We start from the raw sequence: 14,569 nt of genomic DNA, 5'->3' as shown, positions 1-14,569 counted from the left end.
CAGATTCAGGCGGCGCGCCGCTCTAACGAGAACAACAACATGACTCCCGTGACCCCCAACGAGACCTCGCACGGCCGGCTCGAAGATTTTGACCCGCGCTCGGGCTCCCGGCTCGAACGCGCAGTGTTCAATCACCGCATCCTGGTGCTGCTGCTGTGCGTGCTCGCGACGATCGTGCTCGGCGCCAGTGCGCTGCGCCTGAAGCTCAACGCCAGTTTCGAGAAGACCATTCCGGCCGGTCACCCGTACATCACGAACTACCTGGCGCACAAGAAGGAGCTCTCCGGGCTGGGCAACTCGGTGCGGATCGCGGTGGAAGCCCGCAAGGGCAACATCTACGACGCGCGCTACATAGAGACGCTGCGCAAGATCAGTGACGAGGTGTTGTTGCTGCCTGGAGTGGACCGGCCGTTCATGAAATCGCTGTGGACGCCCAACACCCGCTGGACGGCGGTAACGGCAGACGGCCTGGATGGCGGCCAGGTCATCCCCGATCGCTATGACGGCTCTGCGCCCAAGCTCGAGGAGTTGCGCCTGAACGTGCAGCGTTCGGGCGAGATCGGGCAGCTGGTGGCAGTCAATGGCAGCTCGACCGTGATCCATGTGCCGCTGCTGGACCGCGACGCCGCAGGCAAGCCGCTGGACTACGCGGCCTTGTCCGAACAGCTGGAACAAGTGCGCTCCAAGTACAGTGGCGACGAGGTGTCCATCCACATCACCGGCTTTGCCAAGGTGGCCGGCGACCTGATGGATGGCCTGCGTGAGGTGATCGGCTTCTTCTTCATCGCGCTGGCCATCTGCGCTGCCATGGTGTACCTGTACAACCGCGACGTGATCAGCACCGCGCTGGTGGTGACCACCTCAGTGATCGGAGTGGTGTGGCAATTGGGCCTTTTGCCGCTGCTGGGGTATTCGCTGGACCCGTATTCCATGCTGGTGCCTTTTCTCATCTTCGCCATCGGCGTGAGTCATGGTGCTCAGAAGATGAACGGCATCCTGCAAGACATCGGGCGCGGGACGCACCGCTATGTGGCGGCCCGCTACACCTTCAGGCGTCTGTTCGTGGCCGGCCTCACGGCGCTGCTGGCCGATGCCGTGGGCTTCGCAGTGCTGCTGGTGATCGACATCCCTGTCATCCGTGAACTGGCCATCGCTGCCAGTCTGGGTGTGCTGGTGCTGGTGTTCTCCAACCTGATCCTGCTGCCCGTGCTCTTGAGCTACGTCGGGGTGAGCCGAAAGGCCGGCGAGCGTGCCGTGCGCCAGGAGGCGGCCATGGCGGCCGGCCAGACCAGCGCCTTCTGGCGTGTGCTGGTCAGCTTCACCGAGGGCTGGCGCGCTACGGTCGCAGTCGCTGCGGCCGCTGTTCTGGCGGTGGTGGGCTTTGCCGTCAGCACCCAGCTGAGGATCGGCGACCTCAACCCAGGCGCCCCGGAACTGCGGGCTGACTCGCGCTACAACCGCGACGTGGCCTTCCTGGCAAAGAACTACGGCGCCAGCAACGATGTTTTTGCCGTCATGGTCAAGACGCCCGAAGGCGGCTGCAGCCAGTACGAGGTGCTGCGCCGCGTGGACCAACTTGAATGGGAGCTGCTGGACCTGCCCGGCGTGGAGTCCACCCAGTCGCTGGCGCGGCTGCAGCGGCGCGTGCTGGTGGGCATGAACGAGGGCAGTCCGCTATGGTACGAGTTGCTGCGCAACCAGGACATGCTCAACACCATCACAGCCCGTGCGCCGCGTGAGCTGTACAACGAAGAATGCAATCTGCTGACGGTGTACGCCTACCTGCGCGATCACCGCGCCGAAACCCTGCAACGGGTGGTGGACCATGTTGAGGGCTTTGCCCGCAAGAACAACGACAAGGATGTCACGTTCATGCTGGCGGCCGGCTCGGCCGGAATCGACGCCACCACCAACATCGTGGTGCGCAAGGCCTGGTACCAAATGCTGTTCATGGTCTACGGTGCTGTGGCGCTGCTGTGCCTCATCACCTTTCGCTCCTGGCGGGCAGTGCTGGTGGCCATGCTGCCGTTGATGCTCACGACGATTCTGGCCGAGGCGCTGATGGTGGGCCTGGGCATCGGCGTGAAGGTCGCGACCCTGCCGGTAATTGCGCTTGGGGTGGGCATCGGAGTGGATTACGCGTTGTACGTACTGAGCGTGACTCTGGCGCGCATGCGCGAAGGCGCCACCCTGAAAGAGGCCTATGCAAGCGCCATGCAGTTCACTGGCCGGGTGGTGCTGCTGACTGGCGTGACTCTTGCCGCGGCGGTCGTGACGTGGCATTTCTCCAGCATCAAATTTCAAGCCGACATGGGCCTGCTGCTGGCGTTCATGTTCCTGTTGAACATGATTGGGGCGCTGGTGCTGGTGCCGGCTCTGGCGCGGTTTCTGTTGCCTGGCGCCCATAAAGTCTCGGTCACCGCGCCAATGATCAGTGGGGATAGTTATGCGAAGTAATGCTGGAAGTGCGTCAATTGCCGGCTCACGTCAAGTGGACGTCACCAGGTTGATCGACAACAGCACACGCAAATCACTACCCATCACCGTGGCGGTGATCTGCTTTCTGGCGATTGTGTTCGACGGTCTCGACAGCGCACTGTTCGGCACGTTGCTCCCGGCCATCATGAAAGACATGAAACTGGGCCCGGTCGAGGCGGGCATCCTGGCGAGCATTGGACATGTAGGGGCTGTGGGTGGCGCCATCGTCTTTGGCATTGCGGCCGACTCAATTGGCCGCAAGCAAATGTTGCTCATTGGCATAACCCTCTTCACCGTTTTCTCTGCGGCCTGTGGCCTGTCGCAGGGGTTCATTGATTTCGCCATTTACAGGTTCATCGCCGGTTTTGGTTTGGCCGGAATTGTTCCGATTGCCGTGGCGCTGGTCTTCGAATATACGCCTGGCAAGAGAAAAGCCATGGTTTCCAGCATGTCCTATATTGGACTCTCGATCGGTGTTTTGCTTTCTGCGCTGCTGTCCATCGCTTTACTCTCTGCCGTTGGATGGAGAGCGATTTTGATCGGAACATTCATTTGCATATGCCTGGTCCCTGTCGCGCTTCTCTGGCTGCCCGAATCGATGTCCATTTTGGTGAAAAAGGGTAGGAAAGACAGTATCCGCAAGATATTGCTGCAAGTGGACCCAAAGTTTATTTCCGACGTCAACGACGACTACGTTTTGAACGAGCCACCTGCCTTGAAGGTGCCTCTTAAACGTCTGTTTCAAGGCGAGTACGCACGCAACACGGTTCTTTTGGGTGTAGCGTCGCATTGCCTCCAGATGGTCGCGGTCACCCTGATGACCTGGGTTGCGCACTTGATGGTTCAGCGAGGGTTTACGTTGGCCACAGGCATTACTTTTATTCTCGTCTTCTCAGCGAGCAATTTAATCTCCACCCCATTTGCCGGATGGATGGCCGACAGAGTGGGCTACAAAAAAGTGTTCACGCTCTACATGCCCATTTTGTTTGTCTCCATATCGCTGATAGGGATCGTGCCGGGTTCGATTGCCGCCTTCATCTGCATGTTTTTCGCTGGATTCGCGGTGTTGGGTGCCATATGCCTGTTGCTTCCCTACTCAGGAGCGCTGTATCCGATGAGTTTCCGATCCACCGCGATGGGGGTGATTTATGCCATAGGTCGGATCGGTCCGATCATCGGCCCTGCCTTAGTCGGTTTCATGCTTGCGGCGGAAATGAGTGTTCCGGTCATTTTCTCTCTCATGGCGGTTCCGAGCCTTGTGGCCCTGGCTGCTCTTCTGCTGGTCAAGGAGGCTCCTTCACAGTCACTTTCTGATCAGAAGACATCTCGGACCACTGAGCCCTTGCCATGTGTAGTGGCTATTGACGCAAAGTAATTCAGCATGATTCACCAAGTCAAGGGCCTTGCCAGGAATAACAACGACAAGGACGCCACTATCCTGCTGGCGGACGGCTCGGACGGGATCAACGCCACCACCAACATCGTGGTGCGCAAGGCCTGTTACAAGATGCTGTTCATGGTGTACGGGGCGTTGGCGCTGCTGTGCTTCATCACCTTTCGCTCCTGGCGGGCGCTGATGGTGGGCCTGGGCATGGGCGTAAAGGTCTCGACCCTGGCGCGCATGCGCGAAGGCGCCACCCTGAAAGAGGCCTATGCCACCGCCATGCAGTTCACTGGCCGGGTGGTGCTGCTGACCGGCGTGACTCTGGCTGCGGCGGTCGTGACCTGGCATTTCTCCAGCATCAAGTTCCAGGCCGACATGGGTCTGCTGCTGGCGTTCATGTTCCTTTTAAACATGATCGGGGCGCTGGTGCTGATGCCGGCCCTGGCGCATTTTCTGCTGCCCGGCGCTCGTGAAGGCTTGGTTGCCGAGCAGATCAATGCCGCGGCCCAGGCTGCATGATCATTCCCGATCGCCCTTTCTCTTATCGGTTTTCGCACATTCTTATTCTTACAGGTATCGATATGAGAGCAGTCACTCGAATCAACATCCTTCAGCAGCTGGCCTTGGCCGTTCTCCTGGCGATCGGCACCACCTCGGCCCAGTCTGCCGAACCCAGCGCCGGGCGCAAGATATTGATCGGCATGACAGCGCCGCTGACAGGCAGCATGGGAACGTACGGCGCAGGGCTGGAGCAGGGGCTGCGGCTCGGGTTTGCACACCTGAATGCCAATGGGGGAATCGGCGGCCGAGCGGTAGAACTGCTAGTCAAAGACGATGCGGGTGATCCCGTGCGCGCAACGTCCAACGCGCAGGAGCTGGCCAACGCGGGTATCTTGGCCCTGACGGGCATGCACGGGATGCCGGCGATCGAGGCGGTGTTGCCGATAGCAGAACGGATGTATCTGCCGGTGATTGGTGTGGCGAGCGGAGCCGAGAGTCTGCGTGAGCCGCCCAGGCAAAACGTCTTCAATCTCCGTGCTGGCATTCGCGACGAGACCAGCGCCATGGTGCTGCATCTCGACACCATCGGACTGACCGAGATCGCCGTACTTGCCCAGGACGACGCGCTGGGGCGCGCCGGTCTTGAGGGCGTGCAGTTCGAGCTCATGCGACTGGCCATTCGGCCTCAGGCACTGCTTACCATGCGCAGTGAATCGTCGCCAGCAGAGCTCACTCAAGCTGTCAAAGCCGCTTGCCGGAATCGACCACAGGCGCTTGTGCTGGCACTGAACGCTAGCAATGCGCTTCCTGTGATCCGCGCCGCTCGGCGTATCGGGTGCGCACCTCAGATTTACGTGACAAGCGAAGCAGGCGCTCAGCTTGCGGGACCTGAACTCGCCGGTGTCGTGGTTGCTCAAGTGTTACCACATCCCAGTGCGGGAACCATCCCGCTCGTCACCGAACTGCAGCGGCGCCTGTCTGCTGCGCCGGCAAGCGCGCGGCCGACCTACCCGCTGCTGGAAGGTTACGTCTACGCACAACTCATCTCCGAAGGGCTACGCCGCTGCACCTCCGATCTCGTCCGGCGATGCCTGATCTCGGCAATGGAGTCACGTGTCATTGACGCAGGAGGATACAGAGTGCAGTTCAGCCCCAAAGACCGACGCGGCTCGCGCTTCGTGGAGATGACGATCGTCACGAAGGACGGACATTTCCGCCGTTAGCCACACCGCTGCGCCTGCGAGCGCTCGATCTCAGGCGACAGCTTGTCGCATCCAGATCGAGGCTATCAGTTTCGCGTGAAGCTTGACAGCTATGCATATTCCATATGTTTGAAATATTTAGGAGAGATACAGATCGTGGTTAATTTAAGCGACACGCCAATATCCGCCAAGCGTCAAGTAAACGTGACCAAACTGATTGACGATAGCAAATTCAATTCGTTTAGCTTGAACGTGGCAGTGATCTGCTTTCTTGCAATTGTGTTTGACGGTCTCGACAGCGCACTGTTCGGTACGTTACTCCCATCGCTCATGAAGGACATGAACATGGGTCCGGCCGAGGCGGGAATCCTGGCGAGCATTGGGCATATAGGAGCCGTGGGCGGTGCCATCCTCTTTGGCGTGGCGGCCGATTCAATTGGCCGCAAGCGGATGATGCTCATCGGCATTACCATCTTCACCCTTTTCACCGCAGCCTGCGGCCTGGCTCAGGGATTCGTCGATTTCGCCATATACCGATTCATCGCCGGTTTCGGTCTCGCCGGAATCGTTCCGATTGCGGTGGCGCTGGTTTTCGAATATACGCCGGGCAATAGGAAGGCCGTCGTTTCCGGCGCGTCCTATATGGGTATCACAGTTGGCGTTTTACTGTCTGCGCTGCTATCCATTGCTTTTCTATCCACCGCTGGATGGAGAACGATATTGATCGGAACCGTCTTTTGCATCATTCTGGTTCCAATCGCCCACCTGTGGCTGCCTGAATCGATGTCCATTTTGGTGAAAAAGGGCAAAAAAGACAGTATTCGCAAGATATTACTGAAGGTAGACCCAACGTTCATCTCACATGCCGACGACGAGTATGTTTTGGCTGAACCTCCAGCGTCGAAGGTGCCTCTTGTCCGTCTGTTTCAGGGCGAATATGCGCGCAACACGCTGTTTTTGGGTATAGCACTGCTCTGCCTCATGATGATCGCAGTGACCCTGACGACCTGGATTGCCCAGTTAATGGTTCAGCGAGGGTTTACCTTGGCAACGGGGATCACTTTCATCCTAGTATTCTCCAGCAGCAATTTCATCTCCACGCCGCTGGCCGGATGGATGTCCGACAGGATGGGCTACAAAAAAGTGTTCGCTATTTACATGCCCATTCTGTTTGTGTCCATATCACTGATAGGCATGGTCCAGAACCCGGTTGCTGCCTTGATCTGCATGTTCTTTGCGGGATTTGCGGCAATGGGCGCCACATGCCTGTTGCTTCCCTATGCAGGGTCGCTGTATCCGATGAGTTTTCGTTCAAGCGCGATGGGAGTGATCTATGCCATCGGCCGGGTTGGCCCGATTATTGGCCCTGCAATTGCTGGCGTGATGCTTGCCGCTGGAATGAGTGTTCCGTTGATATTGGTTTGTATGGCGGCGCCCAGTATTGTGGCCTTGGGCGCTTTTCTGCTCATCAAGGAAATTCCTTCGCAGCGAATTGCTCAACCGGAGACTCATTCCGCCCCTGAGCCGCTGCAGGCGTAGTGTCACGATATTGTGGACATAGTTTGAAGAAGGGAAATTTCAAAGATCAGCCAGTTAGATTATTTTAAAAATTTTTGCATCGATTAACACCATTAAATATTTTGTCTTACCACCCATTGAAGGAAAACCATGATTAACCGCTTATTTCACGTATGCATCACCGTTGCTGACATCGAAGCAGCACTTGAGTTCTATTGTGGCGTTTTGGAGCTTGAATCCATCGGCGCACTAAGAAACGAGAAAGCACCCGGCGCAGTGCTCGGCTTTCCTGGCCAAGAGATCGAAATTCACGCCGATCACCTGGTCGGCAAGAATAAGGAAAACGCTACCGTCATCGATCTGATCGAATTCGTTTCGCCCAAGACGGTTGTAGCTCCAGGCCCCTCTGCACCCCTGAACCATGCAGGCATCAACCGCATGGCCTTTTCCGTGGACAGCACCGATGCCATCTATGAAAAACTGAAACTGCGTGGCGACATTGTTTTCCTGTGTGAACCACAAGTGGTCATCGCTCCAACCGGCGGCAAATTCAAAATCCTGACTTTCAAGGATCCGTTTGGCAATGTGCTGGAAGTCATTGAATACATGAAGGAGTAACTAGTTTTCAGCCTGCGCAATGTTTGTGGACATCGAAACTGCAAATCTTGCGCGCTTGGTTTTTTATTTCAACAGGACAGGAGAGTAAGCAATGAGTGTTCAAGAAGACAGATCCCAAATTATCGACACTATCAATCTGTATGGTGTCGCGCTCGATAGCCATGCCTGGGACTTGCTGGACGACATCTTTACCGTGGATGCCCATGCGGACTTCGGGCCGGCAGGTGCAGTATGGAAGTCTGTGGCTGCGCTCAAGTTTGCTTTCAAGGACTTTCACGAGACGCTGACCAACCATATGCACACCATGACGGGGTCTTGTGTGCACGTGGATGGCGACAAGGCCAATGCCTTGACCTATGGGGACTGGCTGCTCTCGCGCGATTCGGCGGTAGGCGGGCCGGACTGGGTAGGTCGTGGCTGGTACGACGATGAACTGGTCCGCACGGACAAAGGCTGGCGCATTAGCAGCCGGGTTTGCAGACTGATCTCTTGGACCGGCAACCCGCTGGTTCCTGAACCCGCTTATGAACAGCGCCCGGTGATGACCACCCACACGCTGCGCAGCCACCGCGAGGCAGGAAAGGTCAAATATTTCCTGGCCATTGGCAAGAAGTGAGCATTCAAATGAAAAAAGAAACCGTCATTTGGACTGTGGGCATTCAATGCAGGGCCGAAGACGAAGTCAAATTCAACAGCTGGTACGACGACATCCATGTGCCCATGCTGTTGCAAGGCAACTGCGTCAATAAAGTGACCCGCTTCAAAATAGCCGATCACGACTACCACGTTGGCACTACCACACAGACTTGCCCCAATTACCTGACCATCTATGAGTTCGAGAGTCAGGAAAAATTCGATGAGTGGATGAATAGCCCGGCACGCGCGGAAGCGGGCGACGACAAAGTCAAGACCTGGGGCGATAACGGCTACGAGTTGAAGTGGGCCTCGCTCTACCAGCTCACAAATGCATGGAATGTGCAATAAATAAACAAGGAACCCATATGAACGCATTAGTTAAAAAGCTCCTGCATGTCTGCATTACTGTGCCGGACCTGGATCAGGCACTCAAGTTTTACCGCGACGTGCTCGGCTTTGTTTCCACTTTTGAGACCAGAACCGACAAGGCGGACGGCAAGCTGCTGGGCTTTGAACAAGAAGAGATTGGTCTCTATGCGCACCACGTCATGACCGTGGGCGCACAGCATGGCCAAGCTACTGAAATAAATCTGGTGGAGTTCACCAACCCCACAACGGCGGTGGACGAGAACCCCTACAGCATGATGAACCATATTGGGATCACCCGCCTGGCCATGCTGGTCATAAATGCGCAAGAAGCCTACGACAAGGTGCGGGCTTATGAGGGTGTGGAAATCGTCTGCGCACCCAAGGACATTGTGATCCGCGAGCCCGGCAAGAATTTCACCATGACCTGGTTCAGTTTTAAAGACCCCAATGGTGTGTTCATCACCATGACCGAGCCGCCCAAGCCATCAACCGGTCCGACGCAATAAAAAAATCGAGGAGACAGTATGCAGATCGATGTTTTGTTGGATGTAAAGCCGACCATAGGTGAAGGCCCAGTATGGGATGTGCAGGAGCAGCGCTTGTACTGGATAGACGTGGAGGGCTGCCGCGTCTTTCGCTGCACCGCTGACGGACGCGAGCTGCGTGCGTGGGACCTGCCCGAGGCAATAGGCTCACTGGCTCTGCGCCGCGAGGGTGGCGCAGTCGTCGCCCTTGCATCGGGTTTTCACTTTCTGGACTTCAATACGGGCGACACGCAGCTGATCGTCAACCCTGAACCCGATAAGCCCCACACCCGCTTGAACGATGGTAAGGTAGATGCGCGGGGGCGCTTCATCGTTGGCAGCATGGACACCCGAGAGGGTGGTGCGGACGGCGCACTGTTTCGACTCGACCCCGACTTGTCGGTGCACCAGCTCGACGCAGGATTCGCGATCTCCAACGGGCCGTGCTGGAGTCCTGACGGATCGACGTTCTATTTCTCGGACACCTTCTCCGGTGAAATCTGGGCATACGATTACGACCTCGAGACAGGAAACATCGCCAACCGGCGCACCTTCACGAAGGCTGGCATCACGCCCGGGATTGCGACCGACGGATCGACCGTGGACGCCGAAGGATTTCTGTGGAACGCCCAGGTCTTCGCGGGCAAGCTGTGCCGCTACGCGCCCGACGGCAGCCTGGACCGCGTCATCGAGATGCCGGTCAAGAAGGTCACGAGCGTCAGCTTTGGCGGACCTGAGTTGGACATTCTGTACGTGACGTCCATGACCAAGCCTCCCATGCCCCATTTACCGGGTGACGGCGTGTTGCGCGGGAGTCTCTTCGCGATCCATGGCCTCGGCGTGAAGGGCCTGCCAGAACCCCGCTTTGGTGGCTGAACTCAATGCCGAGTTGGCTGGCATGGCGTAAATTTCAATTACTGGTGCGAGCAGAGCTGCGCTATTTGGCAACGTTCAACACCAGTGACCGTCGCTGGCAAATGCCTGCTTGTGCAGCTCTGGCTTCAGGTCTGCCCTTGCTGGTAGGAGCTTATTTTGACCAAATGAATTACGGTCTCGCCGCTTCACTGGGTGGGGTGGTGTTCCTTTATGCGCCCAACACGTCCTTGTCGCACCGTATGGTGTCTCTGATGGCGTGCGCTTTTGGTTTATGTGCCTGCTACACACTGGGGCTGATGAGTCATTACTTTCCGCAGCTGCTGCTGGTGCCGGTGCTGAGTTTCATTGCTATTCTGGTCACGATGGTGTGCCGGTTCTACGCATTGGGGCCGCCGGGGAGCCTGTTTTTTATCATGGCTGCCGCGATTGGCGCTTACGCACCTATCGATGGCGTGCAGGTACCCTTGTTCGTTGGACTGCTCACCATGGGCTGTCTGCAGGCCTGCCTGATCGCATTTTTCTACAGCCTATATTTCTTGCCCAAGCAGGCACCGCTGCCTGTCAGCCCGATGCCTCCTGCGACTTTCGAGTTCGTGATCTTTGATTCGGTCGTGATCGGCTTGTTTGTGGGCATTTCATTGGCTGTTGCACAGGTCATGCAAATGGAACGCGCCTACTGGGTGCCGGTGAGTTGTCTGGCGGTGATGCAGGGCGCGTCCTTGCGGGCGGTGTGGAACAAGCAGGTCCACCGCATTGTGGGAACCGGCATCGGTCTTGTTCTTTCTTGGGGACTGTTGACGCTACCTCTGGATAAATGGCGTGTTTCGCTGATGATGATGGTGCTGGCCTTCATGATCGAGATATTGGTGGTGCGCCACTATGCGCTTGCCGTCATATTTATTACCCCGATGACCATCTTTCTCGCCGAGGGGGGCGATCTCGGGCAGGGAACCCCGGATGCGTTGCTGCAGGCGCGCCTTCTGGATACCGTACTGGGTTCGGTGGTAGGGTTGATTGGCGGCGTATGCCTGCATAGCCCGCGCTTTCGCGAACGAGTGGGCCGTCAGCTTCGACGCCTATTGCCTTCGTACTACAACCGCACTTAACTTGGGTATTCTGCGCTTCATGCATGGTGATGGCAGCGCATGGCCCGGGCTTGGCGCTGGCGTCGCCAACGGGACCAAGATGATCCGGGACGGCCGCGATGTGCTGTTCATTTCCAGCGGCATCATGACCATGCGGGCGCTGGAAGCCGCCCAGGCGCTGCAGCAGGACCAGGTCGATGTCGCCGTGCTGCATGTGCCCACCCTCAAGCCGCTGGACACCGAAACCATCCTGCGCGAAGCCGCCCGGCCCGGCCGCCTGGTGGTGGTGGCCGAGAACCACTCGACCATCGGCGGTCTTGGCGAAGCGGTGGCGACCGCGTTGATGCGTGCCGGCATCCATCCCGCCTTCCGGCAGATTGCGCTGCCCGATGCGTTTTTGGATGCGGGCGCGCTGCCCACGCTGCACGACCGCTACGGCATTTCCACCACGGCCGTGGTGGCGTCGGTCAAAAGCTGGCTTTGAGGCACGGCGGCCGTGGTGGCCGCCACCTTGCTTCTCCTTCCTTCTTTACGGTAGGGCCAGCCGGCGCTCGGTGTCCGCCAGCGCCAGCAGGGTCCTGGCACAAGCCTGCGCCACTTCCCGCCCTTTGTGGACAAAGTGCGCGGCAAAGTAGCGGCGATGTTCCTCGTGTTCGTGGAAGTGGTGCGGCGTCAGCACCGCTGAAAACACCGGCACGCCCGTGTCCAGCTGGACCCGCATCAGGCCGTCAATCACGGCCGAGGCGACAAACTCATGGCGATAGATGCCGCCGTCCACCACCAGGCCGCAGGCGATCACCGCCTGGTAGCGCCCTGACCGGGCCAGCCTGAGCGCATGCAGGGGAATTTCAAAGGCGCCCGGAAGCTCAAAAAAGTCCAGTGACTCGGCAGGCCAGCCCATGCTGCGCAACTCGTCGGACAGCGCTAGGCGTGCCTGCTCAACGATGTCCTGGTGCCAGGAGGCGCACACTACTGCGATGCGGGTCGAGTTTGCCAAGGCGGCGAAAGGGTTTGAAGTCTGATTCATGAAAAACCATGTGAAGGTCTAAAACACCAATCAGGGCACGCACGCGAAAAGCTGGCAGCCTGCCTGCAGGCAAGCTGTCGAAACTGTCGCGATCTCTTTCATCCGGACTGTGACCGTCGGCCCTGGAATTGAACCAGGTCTGCTGACCCTGAAACTCGCTGAGGCGAGTTGCCAGGCGCTCGCGGGCTCCTGTGTAAAAGCACAGATACCGCCGGTGGGGAATTTCACCCCGCCCTGAGAACGCTGCCGGGCTTGGAGGTCCGGCTTGGATATTTTAAGGGGTGTGAGACGCCAGAAAAATCAAGTTGATGAATAGGCCGCACGAATAGAGCGTGAAACGATAGAACTTCTCGTCTCTTGCTCAAATGAAGAACCCCGCCCCAAGGGACGGGGTATCAAACACCAGGGATACCATACGGCTCACTGACGTTCGCCTTGCGAGGGAACGCCGCAAGCGGCGGGGAATATACCTGCCATGATTAAAAACGATGCAGGCCAACAAGATGCTATCTCACACGTGTATGTTGGGAGTATCAGAGGCAGCATTTCGATGGCGGCCAAGCGCTGCCAGCGGACACAACGCCTTCAATGATGCGCACGCGATGATGGCCTTCGTCAGCGATGACCGGCAGGACGAGACGATGCGAGCGCTCGAGGCAGCCCAGCTGCGCACCATGGCTGGCATGGGTGACAACGCCATATTCACCCGCGAGGTGGGCGCGCCGCTGAGTGAGTCCATCGGCGCTTTTGCCCAGGGCCGTCCCATGCGCACGGTGCAACTGCAGCGTCGCGTGCGCAACATGGCCCAGCGCTTTGGCGGCAGCCAGGCGCGGTGTGGTCTGATCGATCTGACGCTGTTCGAGGCCGCGTGGGTGAGCCCGTACACTTGCGTCGAACGGGGTCGACACCAACTCCTCCAGCGCGAGCGCACACGCATTGCTGCAGCCTTGTTCCCTACGAACTTGATCCGAATATCAAAACTTTGTTCGGGCGCTTTCCTGGCGGATTTAACTCAGTTACAGCGGGATGTCAGACTGGATGCACTGGTTCGTAAGGCGCTCGAAACTTGGGCCGGATGCCCAAATGCCTGACGGTGCAGCAAGCGTGCGGGTGCGGGGTCGGCGTCAGTAGACATCGCTTTGGAATGGTGGTGCTGCGTTATGGCCGGGAATCAAGGTTTTGCCTGGACCGATGGTTGTCAAAAGCTGTGCGCGCTTTTGACGAGCATGAGAACATCCGGCACGCTGCGCCCGAGCGTATCCATCGCCATGGCCCGGCAAAACAGGTCCAGCACGTAGTAAACGCTAGCCGTGGGCACGGGCACGGAATAGCTGAGCGCCTTTTCACCCGTGACCATCACCAGCCCGCCGTCCTGGCGGCGCACCTCGACGAATTTGTCTCGGTTCGCGCCGTGGTGGCCAAAGCGTACCGAGGGCGTCAGGCCCATCAAGGTGGCGATGACGGCGGGCATTTCCTCGGGCGTGAGCTGGATCACCAGTTTGCGCTCCCAGGCGTAGCCCCCGCCGCTGCCCAGGGCATGGGCCGAGTCGATGCTGACCACGTGCACGCCCAGAAAATCGCCACCCCGGCGGTGGGAGGTGACCTCCAGCGTGTGCGCGGCCGACTTGCAAAACAGGCGCAGGCGCATGCGGGGCTCGTGCGGGGCGCCTGCGGCGCTGGCCGCGCCGGGGAGCGAATCAGGCCGCTGGCGCGCAAAGCGTGTGGGCAGCACGGGTAGGGCTGCTGGCATGTTTGACGCGGCCGCGGCCAGCATGTCGTCCATGGGGTCCCTATCTCCGCCGGGCGCTTGGCCATCGGGCAAGCCATTGTCGTCATCATCCTCGGGCCAGGGGAAATAGACTTCCTCCGCGACGGCCTCTTCAGGGCGCCCGGGCGCAGCCTCCTCCTGAGAGAGCGCTTGGGGCTTCCCCGCAGGCTCCACTGGCAGCCAGGCGCGCAGCGTGTCCACGTCGCCGGGGTTGCTTTGCAGCTGCGCGAGACGCTGCTGCATGTCCCAGCCTTCTTGCCGCAGCGCCAGGCCGCAGGCAAACAATCCGGCACTGGTGAAGGCCAGGCTGTGGGCGGCCAGCCGCTCCAACAGGGCAGGGCGCGTGCAGGCTGCGGCCCAGCTGAGCACGCCCAGCTCGCCGGGCTGCTCCCGGCCCCGCGCCGCCAGCGACAAAACGCTTTCGAGTCTTTCGCGCTCAAGCGGGCCCAGCCCTTGTGTGAAACCGGCGAGCTGCGCCGGATCAGGCGAGGGCGTCCCGCGCGAGGCGCACACCTGGCGCCACAGCTGCTCAAGCGCCGCGTCCTGGCTCTTGGGGGTTCCCGGTGGAGGCCTCATCATGCTG

The 14,569-nt window shown here is 58.9% G+C and carries 14 protein-coding genes, 1 pseudogene and 1 riboswitch; of the genes and pseudogenes, 13 read left to right on the top strand and 2 right to left on the bottom strand.

Annotated elements, in window-relative coordinates; translation table 11 throughout:
• Nucleotides 1-39: 39 nt before the first annotated feature.
• The 12 genes and pseudogenes from EC86_RS0122180 to EC86_RS0122125 form a co-directional block, all read left to right on the top strand.
• Nucleotides 40-2,457, top strand: a complete 2,418-nt coding sequence (locus tag EC86_RS0122180) for an efflux RND transporter permease subunit (protein ID WP_051676308.1) — start codon at nt 40-42, stop codon at nt 2,455-2,457.
• Between the two features lie 49 nt (nt 2,458-2,506).
• The gene (locus tag EC86_RS0122175) at nt 2,507-3,853 is read left to right on the top strand and encodes an MFS transporter (protein ID WP_198026878.1); all 1,347 of its coding nucleotides are present in this window, start codon (nt 2,507-2,509) and stop codon (nt 3,851-3,853) included.
• A gap of 6 nt (nt 3,854-3,859) precedes the next feature.
• A complete protein-coding gene (locus EC86_RS0122170) occupies nt 3,860-4,381 on the top strand; it encodes an MMPL family transporter (RefSeq protein ID WP_029528027.1) in 522 nt (173 codons plus the stop codon).
• The gene (locus EC86_RS0122165) at nt 4,378-5,586 is read left to right on the top strand and encodes an ABC transporter substrate-binding protein (RefSeq protein ID WP_084181674.1); all 1,209 of its coding nucleotides are present in this window, start codon (nt 4,378-4,380) and stop codon (nt 5,584-5,586) included. The genes EC86_RS0122170 and EC86_RS0122165 overlap by 4 nt, the downstream gene beginning before the upstream one ends.
• Before the next feature lie 42 nt (nt 5,587-5,628).
• Nucleotides 5,629-7,104, top strand: coding sequence for an MFS transporter (locus EC86_RS0122160; RefSeq protein ID WP_198026877.1), 1,476 nt, complete (start codon nt 5,629-5,631; stop codon nt 7,102-7,104).
• Between the two features lie 129 nt (nt 7,105-7,233).
• Complete coding sequence (locus EC86_RS0122155; protein WP_029528024.1) at nt 7,234-7,701, top strand: VOC family protein; 468 nt, start codon at nt 7,234-7,236, stop codon at nt 7,699-7,701.
• A gap of 91 nt (nt 7,702-7,792) precedes the next feature.
• Nucleotides 7,793-8,317, top strand: a complete 525-nt coding sequence (locus EC86_RS0122150; protein ID WP_029528023.1) for a nuclear transport factor 2 family protein — start codon at nt 7,793-7,795, stop codon at nt 8,315-8,317.
• Between the two features lie 8 nt (nt 8,318-8,325).
• A complete protein-coding gene (locus EC86_RS0122145; protein WP_029528022.1) occupies nt 8,326-8,685 on the top strand; it encodes a DUF4286 family protein in 360 nt (119 codons plus the stop codon).
• 17 nt (nt 8,686-8,702) lie between these two features.
• Nucleotides 8,703-9,212, top strand: coding sequence for a VOC family protein (locus EC86_RS0122140; protein ID WP_029528021.1), 510 nt, complete (start codon nt 8,703-8,705; stop codon nt 9,210-9,212).
• An 18-nt stretch (nt 9,213-9,230) separates the two neighbouring features.
• Complete coding sequence (locus EC86_RS0122135) at nt 9,231-10,106, top strand: SMP-30/gluconolactonase/LRE family protein (RefSeq protein WP_029528020.1); 876 nt, start codon at nt 9,231-9,233, stop codon at nt 10,104-10,106.
• Between the two features lie 5 nt (nt 10,107-10,111).
• Nucleotides 10,112-11,212: an FUSC family protein gene (locus tag EC86_RS0122130; protein ID WP_029528019.1), complete on the top strand. Its 1,101-nt coding sequence runs from the start codon at nt 10,112-10,114 to the stop codon at nt 11,210-11,212.
• A gap of 76 nt (nt 11,213-11,288) precedes the next feature.
• Nucleotides 11,289-11,675, top strand: a pseudogene (locus EC86_RS0122125) (transketolase C-terminal domain-containing protein); the annotation flags it as partial.
• A gap of 45 nt (nt 11,676-11,720) precedes the next feature.
• On the opposite strand, the gene EC86_RS0122120 reads toward EC86_RS0122125, so the two are convergent.
• Nucleotides 11,721-12,218, bottom strand: a complete 498-nt coding sequence (locus tag EC86_RS0122120; protein ID WP_084181672.1) for a 6,7-dimethyl-8-ribityllumazine synthase — start codon at nt 12,216-12,218, stop codon at nt 11,721-11,723.
• 86 nt (nt 12,219-12,304) lie between these two features.
• Nucleotides 12,305-12,464, bottom strand: a riboswitch (FMN riboswitch).
• 356 nt (nt 12,465-12,820) lie between these two features.
• On the opposite strand from EC86_RS0122120, the gene EC86_RS26525 reads away from it, so the two are divergent.
• The gene (locus EC86_RS26525; RefSeq protein WP_036773924.1) at nt 12,821-13,309 is read left to right on the top strand and encodes a tetratricopeptide repeat protein; all 489 of its coding nucleotides are present in this window, start codon (nt 12,821-12,823) and stop codon (nt 13,307-13,309) included.
• Between the two features lie 107 nt (nt 13,310-13,416).
• Here EC86_RS26525 and EC86_RS0122110 read toward each other — a convergent pair whose 3' ends face one another.
• A complete protein-coding gene (locus tag EC86_RS0122110) occupies nt 13,417-14,562 on the bottom strand; it encodes a hypothetical protein (RefSeq protein WP_084181721.1) in 1,146 nt (381 codons plus the stop codon).
• Nucleotides 14,563-14,569: the final 7 nt, after the last annotated feature.

Source organism: Polaromonas glacialis, from assembly GCF_000709345.1.
Taxonomy (GTDB): Bacteria; Pseudomonadota; Gammaproteobacteria; order Burkholderiales; family Burkholderiaceae_C; genus Polaromonas; species Polaromonas glacialis.
This window is presented reverse-complemented; position numbering and strand designations above follow the sequence as displayed.